The sequence below is a fragment of the Bacillus paralicheniformis genome (assembly GCF_002993925.1).
GTDB classification, from domain to species: Bacteria; Bacillota; Bacilli; order Bacillales; family Bacillaceae; genus Bacillus; species Bacillus paralicheniformis.
In genome coordinates, this window is sequence record NZ_CP023665.1 from 3219644 (window position 1) to 3236002 (window position 16359).

General features: G+C 45.4%; 17 protein-coding genes. 5 read left to right on the forward strand and 12 right to left on the reverse strand.

The features are described from left to right. The first annotated feature begins 7 nt into the window (after positions 1-7). Entirely contained in the window at positions 8-229 is a 222-nt protein-coding gene (locus CP943_RS16365) for a DeoR family transcriptional regulator (RefSeq protein ID WP_003184500.1), read from the forward strand. A 122-nt stretch (positions 230-351) separates the two neighbouring features. Here CP943_RS16365 and CP943_RS16370 read toward each other — a convergent pair whose 3' ends face one another. Together CP943_RS16370 and CP943_RS16375 are read right to left on the reverse strand one after the other, a co-directional pair. Next, positions 352-1074 carry a pseudouridine synthase gene (locus CP943_RS16370; protein ID WP_020452633.1) on the reverse strand — a complete coding sequence of 241 codons (723 nt, stop codon included), beginning with the start codon at positions 1072-1074 and terminating at the stop codon, positions 352-354. Positions 1075-1114: 40 nt separating this feature from the next. Next, on the reverse strand, positions 1115-2743 hold the full coding sequence (locus tag CP943_RS16375; RefSeq protein WP_020452634.1) for a putative polysaccharide biosynthesis protein: 1629 nt from the start codon (positions 2741-2743) through the stop codon (positions 1115-1117). Positions 2744-2977: 234 nt separating this feature from the next. Between CP943_RS16375 and CP943_RS16380 the strand changes: the two genes are divergently transcribed. The 3 genes from CP943_RS16380 to CP943_RS16390 all read left to right on the forward strand — a co-directional run bounded on the left by CP943_RS16380 (position 2978) and on the right by CP943_RS16390 (position 6706). Next, positions 2978-4252 carry a BaiN/RdsA family NAD(P)/FAD-dependent oxidoreductase gene (locus CP943_RS16380; protein WP_105981151.1) on the forward strand — a complete coding sequence of 425 codons (1275 nt, stop codon included), beginning with the start codon at positions 2978-2980 and terminating at the stop codon, positions 4250-4252. Between the two features lie 230 nt (positions 4253-4482). Further along, the gene (opuD, locus tag CP943_RS16385; RefSeq protein ID WP_105981374.1) at positions 4483-6018 is read left to right on the forward strand and encodes a glycine betaine transporter OpuD; all 1536 of its coding nucleotides are present in this window, start codon (positions 4483-4485) and stop codon (positions 6016-6018) included. 166 nt (positions 6019-6184) lie between these two features. Continuing rightward, positions 6185-6706, forward strand: coding sequence for a hypothetical protein (locus CP943_RS16390; RefSeq protein ID WP_103750243.1), 522 nt, complete (start codon positions 6185-6187; stop codon positions 6704-6706). 69 nt (positions 6707-6775) lie between these two features. Here the strand turns inward: CP943_RS16390 and CP943_RS16395 are convergent, their stop codons facing one another. From CP943_RS16395 to CP943_RS16435, 10 genes are all read right to left on the reverse strand, one after another. Beyond that, positions 6776-6958, reverse strand: coding sequence for a sporulation protein Cse60 (locus tag CP943_RS16395; protein ID WP_003184510.1), 183 nt, complete (start codon positions 6956-6958; stop codon positions 6776-6778). A 165-nt stretch (positions 6959-7123) separates the two neighbouring features. After that, positions 7124-7438 (reverse strand): rhodanese-like domain-containing protein, encoded by a 315-nt coding sequence (locus tag CP943_RS16400; RefSeq protein ID WP_020452637.1) that lies wholly within the window; start codon positions 7436-7438, stop codon positions 7124-7126. A gap of 82 nt (positions 7439-7520) precedes the next feature. Then, positions 7521-7655, reverse strand: a complete 135-nt coding sequence (locus tag CP943_RS22850) for a hypothetical protein (RefSeq protein WP_023855526.1) — start codon at positions 7653-7655, stop codon at positions 7521-7523. Further along, positions 7652-8770 (reverse strand): response regulator aspartate phosphatase, encoded by a 1119-nt coding sequence (locus tag CP943_RS16405; protein ID WP_023855527.1) that lies wholly within the window; start codon positions 8768-8770, stop codon positions 7652-7654. The genes CP943_RS22850 and CP943_RS16405 overlap by 4 nt, the downstream gene beginning before the upstream one ends. A gap of 104 nt (positions 8771-8874) precedes the next feature. Continuing rightward, positions 8875-9234, reverse strand: coding sequence for a DnaJ family domain-containing protein (locus tag CP943_RS16410; RefSeq protein WP_023855528.1), 360 nt, complete (start codon positions 9232-9234; stop codon positions 8875-8877). A 37-nt stretch (positions 9235-9271) separates the two neighbouring features. Continuing rightward, on the reverse strand, positions 9272-9919 hold the full coding sequence (locus CP943_RS16415; RefSeq protein ID WP_023855529.1) for a YesL family protein: 648 nt from the start codon (positions 9917-9919) through the stop codon (positions 9272-9274). A 13-nt stretch (positions 9920-9932) separates the two neighbouring features. Then, on the reverse strand, positions 9933-11210 hold the full coding sequence (locus tag CP943_RS16420; protein ID WP_059231742.1) for a Gfo/Idh/MocA family oxidoreductase: 1278 nt from the start codon (positions 11208-11210) through the stop codon (positions 9933-9935). 21 nt (positions 11211-11231) lie between these two features. Beyond that, a complete protein-coding gene (locus CP943_RS16425; RefSeq protein WP_059231740.1) occupies positions 11232-11720 on the reverse strand; it encodes a hypothetical protein in 489 nt (162 codons plus the stop codon). Next, positions 11717-12838 (reverse strand): glycoside hydrolase family 88/105 protein, encoded by a 1122-nt coding sequence (locus CP943_RS16430; RefSeq protein ID WP_059231737.1) that lies wholly within the window; start codon positions 12836-12838, stop codon positions 11717-11719. The genes CP943_RS16425 and CP943_RS16430 overlap by 4 nt, the downstream gene beginning before the upstream one ends. Positions 12839-12866: 28 nt before the next feature. Further along, complete coding sequence (locus CP943_RS16435; RefSeq protein WP_023855849.1) at positions 12867-13832, reverse strand: ABC transporter permease; 966 nt, start codon at positions 13830-13832, stop codon at positions 12867-12869. Positions 13833-14047: 215 nt separating this feature from the next. On the opposite strand from CP943_RS16435, the gene CP943_RS16440 reads away from it, so the two are divergent. After that, a complete protein-coding gene (locus CP943_RS16440; RefSeq protein ID WP_026579047.1) occupies positions 14048-16357 on the forward strand; it encodes a helix-turn-helix domain-containing protein in 2310 nt (769 codons plus the stop codon). Positions 16358-16359: the final 2 nt, after the last annotated feature.

Below are 16359 nucleotides of genomic sequence, written 5' to 3' on the forward strand. Positions count from 1 at the left end.
TGGTTGTTTGAAACCTTCAACAAACCGAATGCTAACCAGGATCAAATCAGTATACATGTTCATTCAAGAAAAAGGACTCGTTACAACCCAGGAACTGGTTGATGAATTTGGCACTACACCGAGAACAATCCAGCGTGATCTGAATGTGTTGGCATACAACGATCTAGTACACAGCCCCAGCAGAGGCAAATGGGAGACTACAAGAAAAAAAGTGAAAATCTCCTCATAGTAATATTCTGAAAAATTGAACTTTAGCGCTGAATATCATATAGGACAGCCATCAAACATAAAAAGCATCAAACCCGATGAAGTTTGATGCCCCATAAACCAGCTCTACAGGCACTCGACGAATCAGAGTGTCTTTTTGTTTTGCAATGCGGCAAGCTCGTGCTCAGAGAGCTCTCTGTATTCCCCCGGCAAAAGCTCTCCATCAAGATCGACATCCCCCATTTTCAGCCGCTTTAAATAGATGACGTCACGGCCGACCGCCTTCAGCATTCTTTTAACCTGATGAAATTTTCCTTCCGTTATTGTCAAAAGCAGACGTTCCACGCCGTTTTTGCTTGCCAAAAGCGACGCTTCAGCCGGTTTTGTGACATATCCTTCACCGATATCGACCCCTTTTTCAAGCTGATCGAGAGCCGCCTGATCAATAGGCTTATCGACATGTACTTCATACGTTTTAGGCACGTGTTTTTTCGGCGATAAAAGCTGGTGTGCCAACTGGCCGTCATTCGTTAAAAGCAGCAGCCCCTCGGTATCCTTGTCAAGCCTTCCGACCGGAAACGGCTCAAACCTCAACAGCTCCGGATCGAGCAAATCAACAACCGTTTCCTGGCGGCTGTCTTCTGTCGCTGACAGCACGCCTTGCGGCTTGTTCATCATCAAGTAAATAAATTCCTGATAAACGACGGGTTCGCCGTAAACCGTGATGTCGTCTGATTCCGGGTCTACATGCTCTTTTGCGTCTTTGATCAGTTGATCATTCACGCGTACCGCCCCGTTTTTCAGCATTTTTTTGACTTCTTTTCTCGAACCGTAGCCGCTGTTTGACAACAGTTTATCCAATCTCATGAAGACACTCCCTTTTTTTACATAAAAAGAAAAGCCCTTTTTAGGAGGCCTTTCTTTTGAAAAAGCGATTCAACCGCTGACCGAACATTTTTTCGAGCAGTTTCACACGGTAAGCCAAGTACAGATAAACCGATCCGCCGACCGCGGTTGTGATGAAAATGACGACAGCAGATTTGATCTGCCCGCCTTCATATGAAATAAACAGACTGAGTAGCGCCTGAACAAGCAGCAACATGATGCCCATGACCGCCGTCAGGATCAGCATCAGCAAAAACCGTTTAAACAGTTTGCGATACGAATAGCCGGCATGACGTTTAATCATAATAAATCCGTACAGGAGTGACGCTGAATAGCCGAGCGCCGTTGCCAAAATCGATCCGCTTCCTTGAAACAGCTTGATGAGCGGAACGTTAAGCCCGATTTTGATTACAATCCCGATCATCAGGCTGACAACCGCAAATTTCTGCTTGTTCACCCCCTGCAAAATCGCAGCGTTGACGGTGAAGAGCGAGAATAACAGCGCCACGGGCGCGTACCAGAACAAAATATCTCGTCCCATTTCAGGGAGCAGGCTTTCCGAGCCGTAAAAGAACGTGTAAACCGGACCCGATAAAAGAGCCATACCGACTGATGCAGGAAGAACGATAAAAAGAATGATCTGCATCGCCTGATCAATCTGTTTATTTAAAGCAGGGAAATCTTTGTTGGTAAAGTTTTCAGTCACCGCCGGGATCAATGTCAGGCCGAATGCCGTCGCGAGAGATACCGGTATCATCACAAGCTTTGGCACGTACAGCGTCACGATCGCCATCAAATCCTGGCTGATGTTTTGATAGCCGGCTGCAATCATCGCTTTATTAAACGTATTCGTATCAATGTACTGGTAAAGCGGTATCGCCAATCCGACAAAGATGTATGGGGCGGCATAGCTGAACAGCTCCTTAAACATCTGCCGATACGTAATATTGGCGGAAGGAACCAGGTTCGGCTTCAGCGCCAAAAGCGCCCCTTTTCTTTTCTGCCAGGAAAAATAAAGCGTGAACAGCCCCGCGAATGCGCCGATCAAAGCCGCAAAAGTCGCATAGCCGACAGCTACGACAAGCCCGCCGTCTAATACTTTGATCACCAAATAAGTAGCCGTTAATAGAAAGACGATTCTGGCAATTTGTTCAACGACCTGTGAAACGGCTGTCGGCCCCATCATCTGGTGACCTTGGAAAAAGCCTCTGATCAGCGCCAGGATCGGCACAACAAGTAAAGCGAGACTGACCATGCGAATGACATACACGACATGTTCAATCGTCAGCCCGTTGTTTTCTGTTCCGCCGAGGGCCATCTCCGCAAAAAACGGGGCAGACAAATATAGAATGGAGAAAGCAATGATGCCTGTGACGAGCATCATCGACATTCCGGCGCGCAGCATCCTTCTCGTTGTTTCATAATCGCCCATCGAGTTATATTTTGAAACAAATTTGGACACGGCCGCCGGAAATCCCATGGTCGCAATGCTTAAAAAAATCGTATATTGATTATAACCGTACTGGAACAGGGCACCGCCGGTGGCACCGACCATGGCTCCGAACGGAATCAAGTAAATCATTCCGAGGATCCTTGAAATATAGGTACCAAGCGTTAATACAAAGGTGCCTCTTAACAGTTTGCTTGACATGTTCCCAATCACCATTTTTCTTCAATAGATTCAACTTTTCTATTTTAACATACAGGCGCATTACTCAGGTAATAATAACATGGCTAAATTTTAACATCCCCATGTTTTAACGTTTTTTCATCCAGCCGATCTTTCGTTATAATAAGAAGATGGAGCGCGGATATTATCTGATGAAATCCCTCCCGCCTGCACAGAATGCAGGCTCTACAAGACAGGAAAGTTGAGGATATTGGTATGAAGTATTTTGATGTCATCGTCATCGGCGGAGGCCCCTCCGGGCTGATGGCCGCCATCGCGGCCGGTGAACAGGGGGCGGACGTTCTTTTGATTGACAAAGGAAACAAACTCGGCCGCAAGCTGGCCATTTCGGGAGGCGGACGGTGCAATGTGACGAACCGCTTGCCGGTTGATGAGATCATCCGGCATATTCCCGGAAACGGACGCTTTTTGTACAGCGCTTTTTCTGAATTTAACAACGAGGACATCATCAAATTTTTTGAGCGCCTTGGCGTCAAGCTGAAAGAGGAAGATCACGGAAGAATGTTTCCTGTCTCCGACAAGGCGCAGAGCGTAGTGGATGCACTTTTAACAAGGCTTGAACAGCTTCATGTAAGCGTGCGGACAAACGAAAAAGTGAAAACAGTCCTATACAATGAAGAAAAAGCGTGCGGGATCGTGACAGGCAGCGGCGAAGAAATTGGAGCGGGCTCTGTCGTTATCGCTGTCGGCGGGAAAAGCGTCCCGCATACAGGATCGACCGGAGACGGCTATGAATGGGCGGAAAAAGCCGGACATACGATTACGGAACTGTTCCCGACAGAAGTTCCGGTTACGTCTGACGAGCCTTTTATCAAGCAGAAAACATTGCAAGGCCTATCATTGAGAAACGTCGCTCTCAGCGTATTGAACAAAAAAGGAAAACCGGTCATCACCCACCAAATGGATATGATTTTTACCCATTTTGGACTTTCTGGGCCCGCTGTCCTCAGGTGCAGCCAATTTGTCGTTAAAGAGTTGAAAAAGCAGGAAAACGTCAGGCTGAAAATCGACTTGTTCCCTGATATTCATGAAGAACAGCTTTTTCAAAACATGCATAAAGAATTAAAGGACGCTCCGAAAAAATCACTCAAAAACATGCTGAAGCCTTGGATGCAGGAAAGGTATCTGCTGTTTCTTCTTGAGCGCAACAAGATTGATCCTTCTGAAACGTTTTCATCCCTTTCCAAAGACCGTTTCAGAGCTTTCGTCAAAGACTGTAAAGAGTTTACCGTCAACGTGAACGGCACTCTTTCGCTTGACAAAGCCTTTGTGACCGGCGGAGGGGTTTCCGTAAAAGAAATCGACCCTAAAAAAATGGCGTCCAAAAAAAAGGAGGGGCTTTATTTCTGCGGGGAAATCCTCGATATTCACGGCTATACGGGCGGGTACAATATCACATCCGCGCTTGTCACAGGCAGACTTGCAGGCATGAATGCAGGCGAATTTTCACTTTGCCGAAGAAAAAAATAAAATTGCTCCAAACCCTTGACAAATGTGGAATGGCAGAGTTTCAGCGCAGTGCTGAGACTTGTGCCTTTTTTGAAAAGTATGTTACGGTTAAAGAGTTTTGTTTCACCTGATTGTGGGGTAATAGGGGAAGCTAGGTCAAACTTCCTGAGAGAGAATGAATTTTATATGTGCAACTCATACTAAACATAATGATGGGAGTAAGGACGAAAAATGATTAGAGGGTGAGGATGATTTTGAAAAATATTTCAAGCGTTTTTTGGATTGTGATTGTTATCACAGCAGCAGCTGTATTATGGGGAATCGTTGCTCCTGATAACCTTCAGGCGTTAACGACTTCGATTCAAGGTTATGTTACGAACACACTAGGATGGTATTATTTATTGGTGGTTTCTCTGTTTGTCGCATTCAGCATCTTTTTGATCTTCAGTCCGATCGGAAAGATCAAATTAGGGAAACCTGAAGAAAAACCTGAATTCTCTCGATTATCTTGGTTTGCCATGCTTTTTAGCGCAGGTATGGGCATTGGTCTCGTATTTTATGGCGCGGCTGAACCGATCAGCCATTTTGCCATTAGCTCTCCATCAGGTGAAACAGAAACAGCCCAGGCCTTCAGAGATTCTCTGAGGTATACATTTTTCCACTGGGGATTGCATGCATGGGCGATCTATGCGATCGTTGCTCTTTGCATCGCGTACTTTAAATTCAGAAAAGACGCGCCTGGCTTGATCAGCGCGACGCTGTTTCCGGTCTTCGGCGACAAAGTCAACGGACCGCTTGGAAAAGGGATTGACTGCATCGCTGTCTTCGCAACCGTCGTCGGTGTAGCGACTAGTCTCGGAATCGGCGCCACGCAGATCAACGGCGGACTCCATTATCTATTCGGAGTACCGAACAGCTTTCAAGTGCAGCTGGCAATTATTGCAGTCGTTACCGTGCTGTTCTTAGTTTCCGCATGGAGCGGTATCGGAAAAGGCATCAAGTACTTGAGCAATACGAACATGGTGCTGGCCGGCATCCTGATGATCTTTATGCTGTTCGTGGGACCGACAGTGTTGATTATGAACTCGTTTACGGACACGATCGGAACGTATATCTCCAACGTGGTGCAAATGAGCTTCCGCCTTGCGCCTAATGATCCGGACAGCCGTGAATGGATCAATTCATGGACGATTTTCTACTGGGCTTGGTGGATCTCCTGGTCGCCGTTTGTCGGTATTTTCATCGCCCGCGTATCAAGGGGGCGCACAATCAGGGAATTTTTGATTGCCGTATTGTTTGCCCCTACTGTGCTGGCGTTTCTATGGTTTTCAATTTTCGGGGTTTCAGCGATGGATCTTCAGCAAAAAGGGACTTTTAACGTTGCAAAACTGTCTTCAGACACGATGCTGTTTGGCATGTTTGACCACTATCCGCTGGCGATGATTACATCTATCGTTGCCTTGGTGCTCATTGCCGTATTCTTTATCACTTCCGCAGACTCGGCAACATTTGTTCTCGGCATGCAAACGACTTACGGTTCACTGAATCCTGCGAATTCGGTCAAGATATCATGGGGAATCATCCAGTCAGCAATGGCTGCGGCGCTTCTGTATTCAGGCGGACTATCGGCCCTGCAAAACACCGCCATCCTGGCCGCACTGCCGTTCTCAGTCGTCGTGATTTTCATGCTTGTATCGTTGTATAAATCTCTGTCACAAGAGCGGAAAGAAATTAAACAGGCTGAGAAATTCCAGAAGCCAAGAAGCCCAAGGGTGAAAAAAGCATAATTAAGAGGAACAGTAAATAAATTTGACTTATGGTTATAAAAAGTGCTATCAGCAGTATGCTGATAGCACTTTTTATTCGAATTGAATGAAAATCATCAACTTTTTTCTTTTTAACGCTAAATAACCTCCTAGATATTACCGATAAGGAAACTGAAGGAGGTGCAAATTGGAAAATCTCATATTAAAAAATTTAAGGGAGTGTGGGTATAAATTGAAAAAATTAATTAGTTTTATTTCACTAGCAACAGTAGCTTTATTTTTTATTTTGCCAAACATTAGTTTTGCTTCAACATTTACTAACGCTGGTCCTAGCGATCCAGAAACAATTTATGGATACTCAGGAAAAAACACATGGTCACAGAAAGGTTACTGGGATCTAACTAATCTTGACAGCATTCCAGATACTGCCGTGGTTGAATCACTTAAACTCAATTGGAGTGTCAATTTTAATTCTGGAATGAATTACGCTAATACCTATGTTGCTTTATTTGACGAAAAAGGAAATGGAAGTTATATGGACACAGGTACTGCTAATCCTTATTTTAAAGGTGAAAAAGTTAAACAAAAGTGGAGTACCCAATTTTATGTAACAAAAGCACTTTATCCTACATATATAAAGCCTAAACTTTATATATTCTGGAATGATACTGTTTCAGCGCAAGGTGGAAGTTTTTCAATAGAGAACTAATTAATAACAAATAGGGGCTTACGAGTAGCCCCTATTTCACTTAAGGGGTAAAAATCGATTTTGGATTTTTTATGTCCTGTATAAAATTAACGCAGAAAAACAGTAAAGCTGTTCGCCTTGAGGATCGCATGCGGCTGATACGTCATATTTTATATCGACCAGCTGGTCTTCCGACAGCTTTTTTAAGAATTCATTGATCTCATGCTGCAAATCTTTTTCGTGTTCTTCATCAAATACGGCTACCTTCAGCATACGCTCTCTCCTTTCTATAATGAAAGGTATTCGCACACAGCCGAAGTTATGCTTAAAATCCTGATCGAAAGAACCTTGAAGGTCGCCGGCAGGAGGCTCCGAGCGTTTCCTGACATGTGATAAATAAAAAACTTCTTATCTGTACAGATAAGAAGCCGGACCCGCTTATTTTGTTTTCGGCTTTGTGTTTCCGGTCCATTCGAGCATGCCGCCGACCATATTGGTGACATCAAAGCCTTTATCCTGCAAATAGAGGCAGACATTTTCGCTGCGCTTGCCTGATCGGCAGACAAAAATATAAGGCTGCTCCTTTTGGAAGACATCGAGTTTTTCAGGAATATCCCCCATTTTAATGTGAACGGCTTCAGGGATCATTCCTTCAGCCACTTCTTCATCTTCTCTGACGTCAATAATGTTCAGCGTTTCTCCTTTTGCAAGCCTGTCTTTCAGCTCATCAGCCGAAATCTCTTTTATCGTCATCGTTACTGCTCCCTTCAATTGCCTTTAGGTGAGACTATTATAGCAAAAGTCGGGAGGCAATTTCTATTTCAGCAGGTTTTCTCTATCGTCCACTGTCAGGAAACACTGATTTCCCCAATGTCTGGAACGATCCGTCCTGTGCTGCAGAATCGGCTGTGAAGCTTCCCCCTATCAGACAAACAAGCATGACGGTGAAAAAACAAATGGATTTTTTCATATGAGCCCCTCCTTCATTTTATATATTTGATTCTTGGCATGCTGCGATTTTTCCAGGTAAAGCGCGCTTTTTTCATAGTCGCCGGACTTCATGTAGTAATCGGCTATATCTTTTGTCAGTTCGGCAACATGAGGCCATAGCCGTTTATCGCTCATGTATTCAAGCGAAAGTTCAATATCGAGCGGATGGCCCGCATCATACAGGGCGAAAATCAGCCTGAATTTCGCCGCGTATTCATCCTCCCCTTGTTCCGCCGCTCTGGTAAATCCCTCTTTGCAGAGACGTCTCGCTTCTTCGGGAGAACCGTTTTTGTACATGAGGTGGGACAGCTCAAAAAGGGTGTTAATGCCAAAGACCGATTGCTCATGGACACCGATTGAAAGAGCTTTTCTAAAGTGCTCCTCCGCCAAAAGCGGCATGCTGCATTTGGCGTAGTTCAGACCCATATTATGATAGATCAGCCCGATGATTCGCCGGTTTTGGAGGGAAACGGCCTGATCAAGCGCCCGGCCGTAGTGTTCCTCGGCTTGTTTGATGCGGAACAGTTCAAACTGAACCGACCCGAGAATCATTTCGCACCCGATCGTTTTGTCTATGTATTCTTTATGCTTGCTGAAAAGTGAGAGCGCTTTTTCGGAGTAGTTCAACGATCTGAAATGATCATCTATTTGGTAGTAGGCAGTCGCGAGCTTATAGTAAAATTCCGCTTTTTCAATTTCATCGGTCAGTTTATGCAGCTTCATTTCCGCTTTTTTGTAACAGCTGATCGCCTCAAGATAGTTTTTCTCATAAAACTCATACATGCCTGAAAAAAAGAAAAAATAGTACTGAATGATGTCATCCGCGTTCTTAACCGTTTCCTTCTGCCTTTTAATCTTCCGGAAGAGCTCGGCTGATTCTGCAAACTGCTCCATCATCAATTTGCAGCGGTAGTCCAAAAGCTGAAAATAGAGCTCCAAATCTCTGTTTTTCTCCATTTTAGAGAGCAGGTTTCGGATCTCGTATCTCAAAGATACAGCCTGGAGCGCTTCATGGCGCTTGATCATGGTGTACCACTGATTCAAGAGCCCGGCCGCTTTTTCGTATGCCGCTTTCGCTTCCACTTCTTCATTCATCCTTTCTTCTTTTTAAAAACACAAAAATTACATTTATTAACTTTATTTTACAGAAAATAATTGTTATTGGCAATTATTTTTATGAATAAGTGCAAGGAGTGGCATCAGCTCCAATATTTGAGCTGGCTTTCGAGGTTTTTGGCTGAAACAAGGCCTTTTTGGAATTGGTTCGGACAGGTGAGGTTGTATTTTTTAATTTTTAGGTTGATGGCATCGATCAGCGCTTCGCGCTGATTCGATTTGATCGCTTTTTCAATCTCTTGTTTAATTTCCTTTTGCAGCTTCAGCCACTCCGGCAGATAACGGGCGTTTTTAAGAGTTGACGAAAGCGCATCCCCTTCGAGCGCCTCTTTGCTGAGCGGTCTTCCAAAACCGGGGAGGGACTTGAAGTCGTCTTTCTTTTCGCTTTCCTTTACAGCTTGATCAATCCAGTGAAGATATCGTTTTTCAAATTCTTCACTCATGTGGGCCATCTCCTCTCATCACACCTGAAGCAAAGGTTCAGGTGTGTCTTGTCGTTACGACAGTTCCCCTCTGTTCTACGGCCTCCGCTTTTTTCAATACTTGATATGCCAGCCACATGACCGCATAGCTGAGCAGGCTGACGCTGAAAAAAGGAACAATTCCGGGCAGAAAGGCAAAAGCGATATAAAGCACGGCAGCAACCGCCATCATTGTTAATGTATACTGTAAATACGATATGCCCAGAATCAGCGAAAACTTAAAATACATCCGCTTCTTCCAATCGAAATGGGCGAGCAGCGGGAACATATAAAACAGCATAATTAAAAACAAAAACCCAAAAATCATAATGACGAACCGGAGAACGTGCAATAGGAAATGCTCCGGATAAATAAAAGCAAGGTCAACATAAATGATGATGCCAACTGCCGCCAGAATAAGACCGATGACGTTGGAACGAAAAAACTCGCCGCGGTACGCCTGCCAAAACGTTTTACATATCGGAATATCGGTTTTGCCCATAATCCATTTTCTCATCACGGAAAACAATGCAGTCGTCGCCGGCATAAACCCGAAGACGCCAAGGCCGAGCAGCGTAAAAACAAACCACAGCAGATTGGCGTAAAAAAACTTCAGCACCCATTCACAAAAACTCAGCACCCTTCCCATGGAGACGCTTTGTTCCACGAATTCCCCCCCTTTATGTATATTGCCGGGTATACAGAAGTTCACTGATTCCCATCGGCTTTTTTTCTTTGATGGAGCGCCATAATGCCTCGCCGGCTGCAATTGAATAGGCGCCTGCTTCGGCACCGGCCAGAATGTCGTAATTCCTCAACGGGTCTCCTCCGCCAAACAGCTCTTCCAAAAGCAGCGGATCTCCTCCGCCATGCCCGCCGGGCTGCCTGACGACGCGAATCGTTTCTTTCGATTCAAACAGCGGATAATAATCGATGGTCTGTTCGGGAACTTCAAATGGAACCCTTGCCGGCGCATGATATTCCTGCGTTTCAAGCCTTCCCTTTGTCCCGTTGATTGCAAGCCGGTAGCCTTCATACGGGGCTGAAAAATGGACGGAGTAATTCAGCAGCGCCCCTTTGTCGTATTTCAAAACGGCTGCATACGTGTCCTCGATATCGATTTCTTCATCGAAAATACACGCGTCAGGCCTGTAATCGGTATAGAGCAGATGCTGGCTTTCGTTGGTCTTGACATGATCGTCCTGCGGGTCGCCTGCCTGCCACCTCATATAATAGCGGCAATTCTTCTTGACATGGCATGTTCCGCAATAGCGTTTTTCCCCTTTTTCAGGATTCATTTCGCCGCCGGGTCCGTAGTAGTACAGGCCTCCATAGGCAAAAACCTCGCGAGGCGTTTGAGCAAGCCACCAATTGACAAGGTCGAAATGATGGGTTGACTTATGGACGGAAAGCCCGCCGGAGTATGCTCTCATCCTGTTCCAGCGTTTAAAATAGCTTGCGCCGTGATACGTATCGATGTACCAGTTCAAGTCAACCGACGTAATCGTGCCGAGCTTTCCTTCAAGTATCAGCTCTTTGATCTTGCGGTGGTACGGATTGCAGCGGTAATTAAACGTAACGGTCACTTTTCCTTTGCTCGCGGCTTCGGCTTTTAATACGGCTGCCGCATCCCGTGCCGTTGTCACCATCGGCTTTTCAGTGACCACATCGATATTCGCCTGTAAAGCGCCTAATATATAGCGGACATGCGTATCATCACGGCCTGCTACAATAATGGCGTCCGGCTTGATTTTATCAAGCATTTCGGTAAACGCTTTCTCCTTGAAAAACGGGACAGGACGAAGCGCCGGAAACCTGTCTTTGCAGACTTCTTCCCTTAGCGGATCGCTGTCCAGGAGCGCGGCGATGCGGTGTTCTTCCCCGTATTTTCCCACTAGAGGCTCGATAAACATGTTAAAAGCGCGGCCGCTCAGACCGCATATCGCATATGTTTTCATCGGTTCCTCCCCCTTTCATTTTCAGCGAAGCGCTTCGATGAGTTCCATCGCTTCAGGGGTTTTCTTCGCATAGACCGGTATGAAAGCTGCCATGTCTGTATTCAGCTGAAACGTATAGCCGTTCAAACGTTTTTCTCCTTTTTCAATGACAGCCGCATACAGCTGTACGTCCCCGTTTTTGCCCAGAGCGCTGTATGGCTCTTTTTCTTTCGAAGCAACTTTCAATGGCTGAAGTCCTTCAGGATCGTAAAAAGGTTTAAACATGTCTTCTGGAACGATAAACAGATCTCCTTCTTTCGCCGCAATTTCAACTAGAAGTTTTTCCGGTGCAGCCGGGAAAACGGTGATGTTGAGCTGTTCTTTCCCGGCTGCGCGCTGGACGTTTTCCTTTATTTCAGCCGGTGCATCCGAAAAGATCAATACGTCTGTTCCCCCGCCCCCATCCTTTCCGCATGAGGAAAAAAGAAGCACTGCTGCAAATAGAAGGACGGAGAAAGCGAAGTTCTTCACTTCGCTGCCTCGCGGGAAAAGCGGCCGGTCTTTTCAAGTTCTACAAGAGCCATGATCAATGCGCCGACACCGTGAAGATCGTTGGTGCATTTTTCCCGCCCGACATAATAATCGTATGTCCCTGCAGAAGTTCCGACGCAAATATCTTTTAAAAGCAAGCCTTCTTTTGCGCTCAGCTCGATTTTCTCTTCGACGAGTCCTTTGAAAGCCTTTGCGGCTCTATCAATATATGATGAATCGATATAGCCCATGCGAGCTCCTTTCGTCATCGCGTACATATATAAACACGAGCAGGAGCTTTCAAGCCAATTGTCCGGAAGTCCGCCTTTATCGACAACCTGGTGCCATAACCCTGTGCGTTCATCTTGAAAATTGGCAATGCTTTTGACCATCTCTTGAAGCACCCGGGTCCACTCCTGTCTCGTGTCATGCCCCTGCGGGAGCAGTTCGATCATATCGCTCAGTGCAAGCGCGTACCAGCCGATTGACCTTCCCCAAAATTCGGGAGAACAGCCTGAAACGGGGTCGGCCCAGGGCATTTCCCTCTTTTCATCCCACGCATGATAATACAATCCCGTCCGGCAGTCTTTCGTATGTTTTCTCATCAGTTTTTCTTCGAGGATGACCACATCGTACATTTCAGGCTCATTGAACGCTCTTGCATACTTAAGTGCGAAAGGCCCTCCCATGTACAACCCGTCAAGCCACATTTGGTAAGGATATTTATCTTTATGCCAAAACCCGCCTTCTTCTGTTTGATTCAGCGTATCAAAAAGGCCCTTCAGCTTTTTGGCGGCTTTACGGTAGCGTTCATCGCCCGTTTCATCATACAAAGGATAAAGGATAAGTCCGGCTTGTATGGCGTCCAGTTCATCCCTCCTGAAATAAAAATTCCCGCAGCCGTCAATGAGCTCATTGGCGTATTCTTTTACATAGTTGAAATATGCTTCTTTCCCCGTTTCTTCCCAGAGGCGAATCAAGCCGCACAGAAATACACCCTGATGGTAGTGCCAGCGTCCGGCCGGCGGCAGCTCCTCTGGTGTATACGCTTTCATTATTGTTTTGGCCGCTTCTTCGGCAATGTAAAGAGGCGTTTTTGTGATGAGAGATTGATTCATGTCATTCAATTCCTTTCATCAAAAAATATTAATATATTCCTTCTTCTCCAAACTTCTTCGCCATCCTGTTTGCAAATATGACAAGAATGAGACCGACAGCTGCTTTAAATAAACCGACGGCTGTACTGTAGCTGAACTGCCCCTGCTTTAATCCGGCCGTGTATACATACGTATCAAAGATCTCGGCCACTTCGCGGTTCGTTGCATTTAAAAGCAGATACACATGCTCAAAGCCGAGTTCGAGCGTATCGCCGATTTTCAAAATAAGCAAAACAACGATGACGCTTCTGATCGCAGGTAGTGTGACATGCCACATCCTCCTCAGGCGATTGGCCCCGTCCATTTTCGCCGCTTCGTAAAGCTGCGGATCGACAGCGGTAATCGCCGCCAAATAAATGATCGTCGACCAGCCGGCTTCCCTCCAGATGACCTGGAGAATGTACATCGGCCTGAACCAGCTTTCATTCAGCAAAAAGTTGATCTTTTCTCCGCCGAAGTAGTCGATGATCTCATTGATCAATCCTCCGTCAACCGTCAACAGAACGAATGAAAGCGATACCACAATGACCCATGACATAAAATGCGGAATATAGATCAGCGTCTGGACAAACTTTTTGAACAATGCGACTCTGACTTCATTCAATAAAAGCGCCAAAATAATCGGTATCGGAAAGAATACAACAAGGTTGAGGAAAAACAAAATCAATGTATTCTTCAGAAGCATAAAAAACGTCGGTTCGGTGAACAGCCTTTCAAAATGCTTAAAACCCACCCATTCGCTCCCCGTTATGCCGAGAAACGGCTGGTAATCCTGAAACGCTATGACAATCCCCCACATCGGCACATACTTAAAAAGCAAAAAATAAATCAGTCCCGGCAGAATCATCAAATATAAATATTTTTGCTGGAGAAGCTTTTCCCAAAAACGCGTCTTTCGTTTTTTTTCAACAATATGGGCCGGATTTTTTCCGGTCTGGACATCGGCTGCTTTCATAAACGGCCTCCCTTCGTGATGTTTGCTTTCACTTTATCCCACCATGAAAAAATAAATCTACAATCATATCATCACATCGGCCGCACCTCGCCCGGCAGCCGGCAAAACCTAATAAAATGAAACGATGGTTAGAAAATGATTATTGACAAATTCACACAAAAGTCGGATTAATTATATATGAACAACTCAAACGAAGATTTGTTGGGGGGGAATTTATGAAGAGAAAACAATATAAGTTTTACTATAAGCTGGTGACCTTCTTTCTCGTTCTGAGCACCATTCCGGTCATCATCGTCGGCTTTTTTTCCTATCAGAGATCAGCGGAAACCATTGAACAAAACGTTACAAACGAAAAGCTCCAAACCGTTGGCCAGACACAGCTAAATATCGAGCATATTTTAAAAACGGTTGACCATTCCTTCACCAATTACGTCCGTTCCTATCCTTTAATTCAGACACTCAGCCGCACCATTACACCAGAACGCTTTCAGCTGTATAACCAAATCAACAAGGAATTAAACGAACTGCAGACATTCGATACCGATCTGTCGGATATCACGCTGATCAGCCAAGAAAAAAAGTGGTATATCAACAATTCCGGTTTATATCCTTTAGATCAGGGAAAACAAGCCATCACGATCTCGCTTTACAACGCCTTAAAAAGCCGCTCCAGCTGGGTGCTTGAAAAAAACAACGACCTTGTCGCCACAAAAGAAGGGGCTTCGGGCAACTGCCTGTACAACGTCAATCTGGTCAAACAGCTTCCGCTGAACAGCATGGAAAACAGAGGCCTTGCGATCGCAAGTATTCCTTCTTGTTCGCTTGTCAAGCGCATGCCGCATCATTCAAAAACAAACAGCATGATGGTGCTTGATGACAACGGACGGATCATCCTTCACTCAGACCCGTCAATGATTGGGCAATCGATCAAACAAGACGATTATTTCAAAACGATCCGCCGGCATCAGGAAAAAAACGGCCAGTTTGATACAACAGTCAACGACACCGCCTATAACATTACATACCAGAAATCAGATTACAATAATTGGATATACATTTCGTTAACGACCATTCCGGAACTCTATCAGCAGACGGCATCAATCGGCTGGTTTACGTTTACGATCTGCGTCATTTTGTTAGCGCTTTCATACCTATTTTCCTGGTTTGGTTCTCGTCATTTTTACAGGCCAATCAAGGTTTTGTACGAATCCGTCTCAGGCTTTTCTGCGGGGGCCGCTTCCGGCCAGGAGAAACCGAAAAACGAATTTGAACTGATTGAACGGAATATTAAAGAGATGAAAAATAAAAACCATGATCTGAAGGTGCGCGTCGAACAGCAGGTCACCCAGCTGAAGCAGTATTTTTTAACAAGGCTTTTGCTCGGCAAGCTGAGCGAAGAAGAAATCAAAGACCGCTTTACAGGGCTCGGCTTCCCTGAAGATTGGAGCCACCTGTCCGTTTTTGCCTTGCAAATTGATACATTGAAAGACACATCATATGATAAAAAGGATCTTGATGTCCTGCTGTTTGCGATCAACAGCCTTGTCGAACGATCTGTGCCCAAGAATAAGCGCCTCCCGCCGGTTGTCATTGATAAAACGCAGACCATCATCATGCTGAACCGCGGACAGCCGCTGGACAGGTTTCAGGAGGACTTGGAGCATACAGCATCATCCATCAGGGATAAAATTCATGAGGAGCTTGGATTGTTCGTCAGCATCGGCATCAGCCAGCCGTTTACAAGCCTTGCAATGTCGAAGCGCGCTTATTTGGAAGGGCTTGAAGCGCTGACATACCGTCTGAAATCAGGAAAACACGCGGTGATTTTCTATGAGCATCTTGACCGTAACAAAGCGTTTTTAACCCAGTTTCCAAAGCAGATCCAAAATGAACTGTTTGAAGCTATTAAAACGTGCAACCGTAAACAAGCGGCCGAACAGCTTCACCTTCTCCTTGAATCGATTTGTTCTGAAAACATGAATCCGCATCACTGCCAGGTAGCGATTGCAAGGCTCTTGAACAACTTGATTGAATTTATGCATTTGCTTGGAATCGAAATTTTTGAACCGAACGAAAATACGATGCTGTACGACGACGTCTTTGAGCTGACGACCATCGAGGAGATCGAAAGTTGGCTGAACGCGCAGATCATCGTCAAAATGATCGATACCCTCAGCATCAGAGAAGAATCACAATACAAAAACATCTCAGAAAAAATCGTCCATATTATCCAGCAGGAATTCGACACGGACTTGACGCTCGAATCGATCGCAGGAAGGCTTCATTACAACCCCAACTATTTAAGCAGCATCTTCAGGAAAGAAATGAAAATATCGTTCAGCGAATACTTGTCATCCTACAGGCATCATGTCGCGAAAAACTGGCTGACAGAAACGACGCTGTCCGTAAAAGAAATTTCTGAAAAACTGAAATACAAAAATCCGCAGAATTTCATCCGCTCATTTAAAAAGCTGGAAGGAATCACGCCCGGCAAATACCGCGAGCTGAAAACTCATTCGGCATAAAA

Excerpts from the sequence above, each read along its gene's own strand:
- CP943_RS16370 (WP_020452633.1), bottom strand. The coding sequence starts at position 1,074 with ATGAGATTGGATAAACTGTTGTCAAACAGCGGCTACGGTTCGAGAAAA.
- CP943_RS16375 (WP_020452634.1), bottom strand. The coding sequence starts at position 2,743 with ATGTCAAGCAAACTGTTAAGAGGCACCTTTGTATTAACGCTTGGTACC.
- CP943_RS16380 (WP_105981151.1), top strand. The coding sequence starts at position 2,978 with ATGAAGTATTTTGATGTCATCGTCATCGGCGGAGGCCCCTCCGGGCTG.
- CP943_RS16395 (WP_003184510.1), bottom strand. The coding sequence starts at position 6,958 with ATGCTGAAGGTAGCCGTATTTGATGAAGAACACGAAAAAGATTTGCAG.
- CP943_RS16400 (WP_020452637.1), bottom strand. The coding sequence starts at position 7,438 with ATGACGATAAAAGAGATTTCGGCTGATGAGCTGAAAGACAGGCTTGCA.
- CP943_RS22850 (WP_023855526.1), bottom strand. The coding sequence starts at position 7,655 with ATGAAAAAATCCATTTGTTTTTTCACCGTCATGCTTGTTTGTCTGATA.
- CP943_RS16405 (WP_023855527.1), bottom strand. The coding sequence starts at position 8,770 with ATGAATGAAGAAGTGGAAGCGAAAGCGGCATACGAAAAAGCGGCCGGG.
- CP943_RS16410 (WP_023855528.1), bottom strand. The coding sequence starts at position 9,234 with ATGAGTGAAGAATTTGAAAAACGATATCTTCACTGGATTGATCAAGCT.
- CP943_RS16420 (WP_059231742.1), bottom strand. The coding sequence starts at position 11,210 with ATGAAAACATATGCGATATGCGGTCTGAGCGGCCGCGCTTTTAACATG.
- CP943_RS16430 (WP_059231737.1), bottom strand. The coding sequence starts at position 12,838 with ATGAATCAATCTCTCATCACAAAAACGCCTCTTTACATTGCCGAAGAA.
- CP943_RS16435 (WP_023855849.1), bottom strand. The coding sequence starts at position 13,832 with ATGAAAGCAGCCGATGTCCAGACCGGAAAAAATCCGGCCCATATTGTT.
- CP943_RS16440 (WP_026579047.1), top strand. The coding sequence starts at position 14,048 with ATGAAGAGAAAACAATATAAGTTTTACTATAAGCTGGTGACCTTCTTT.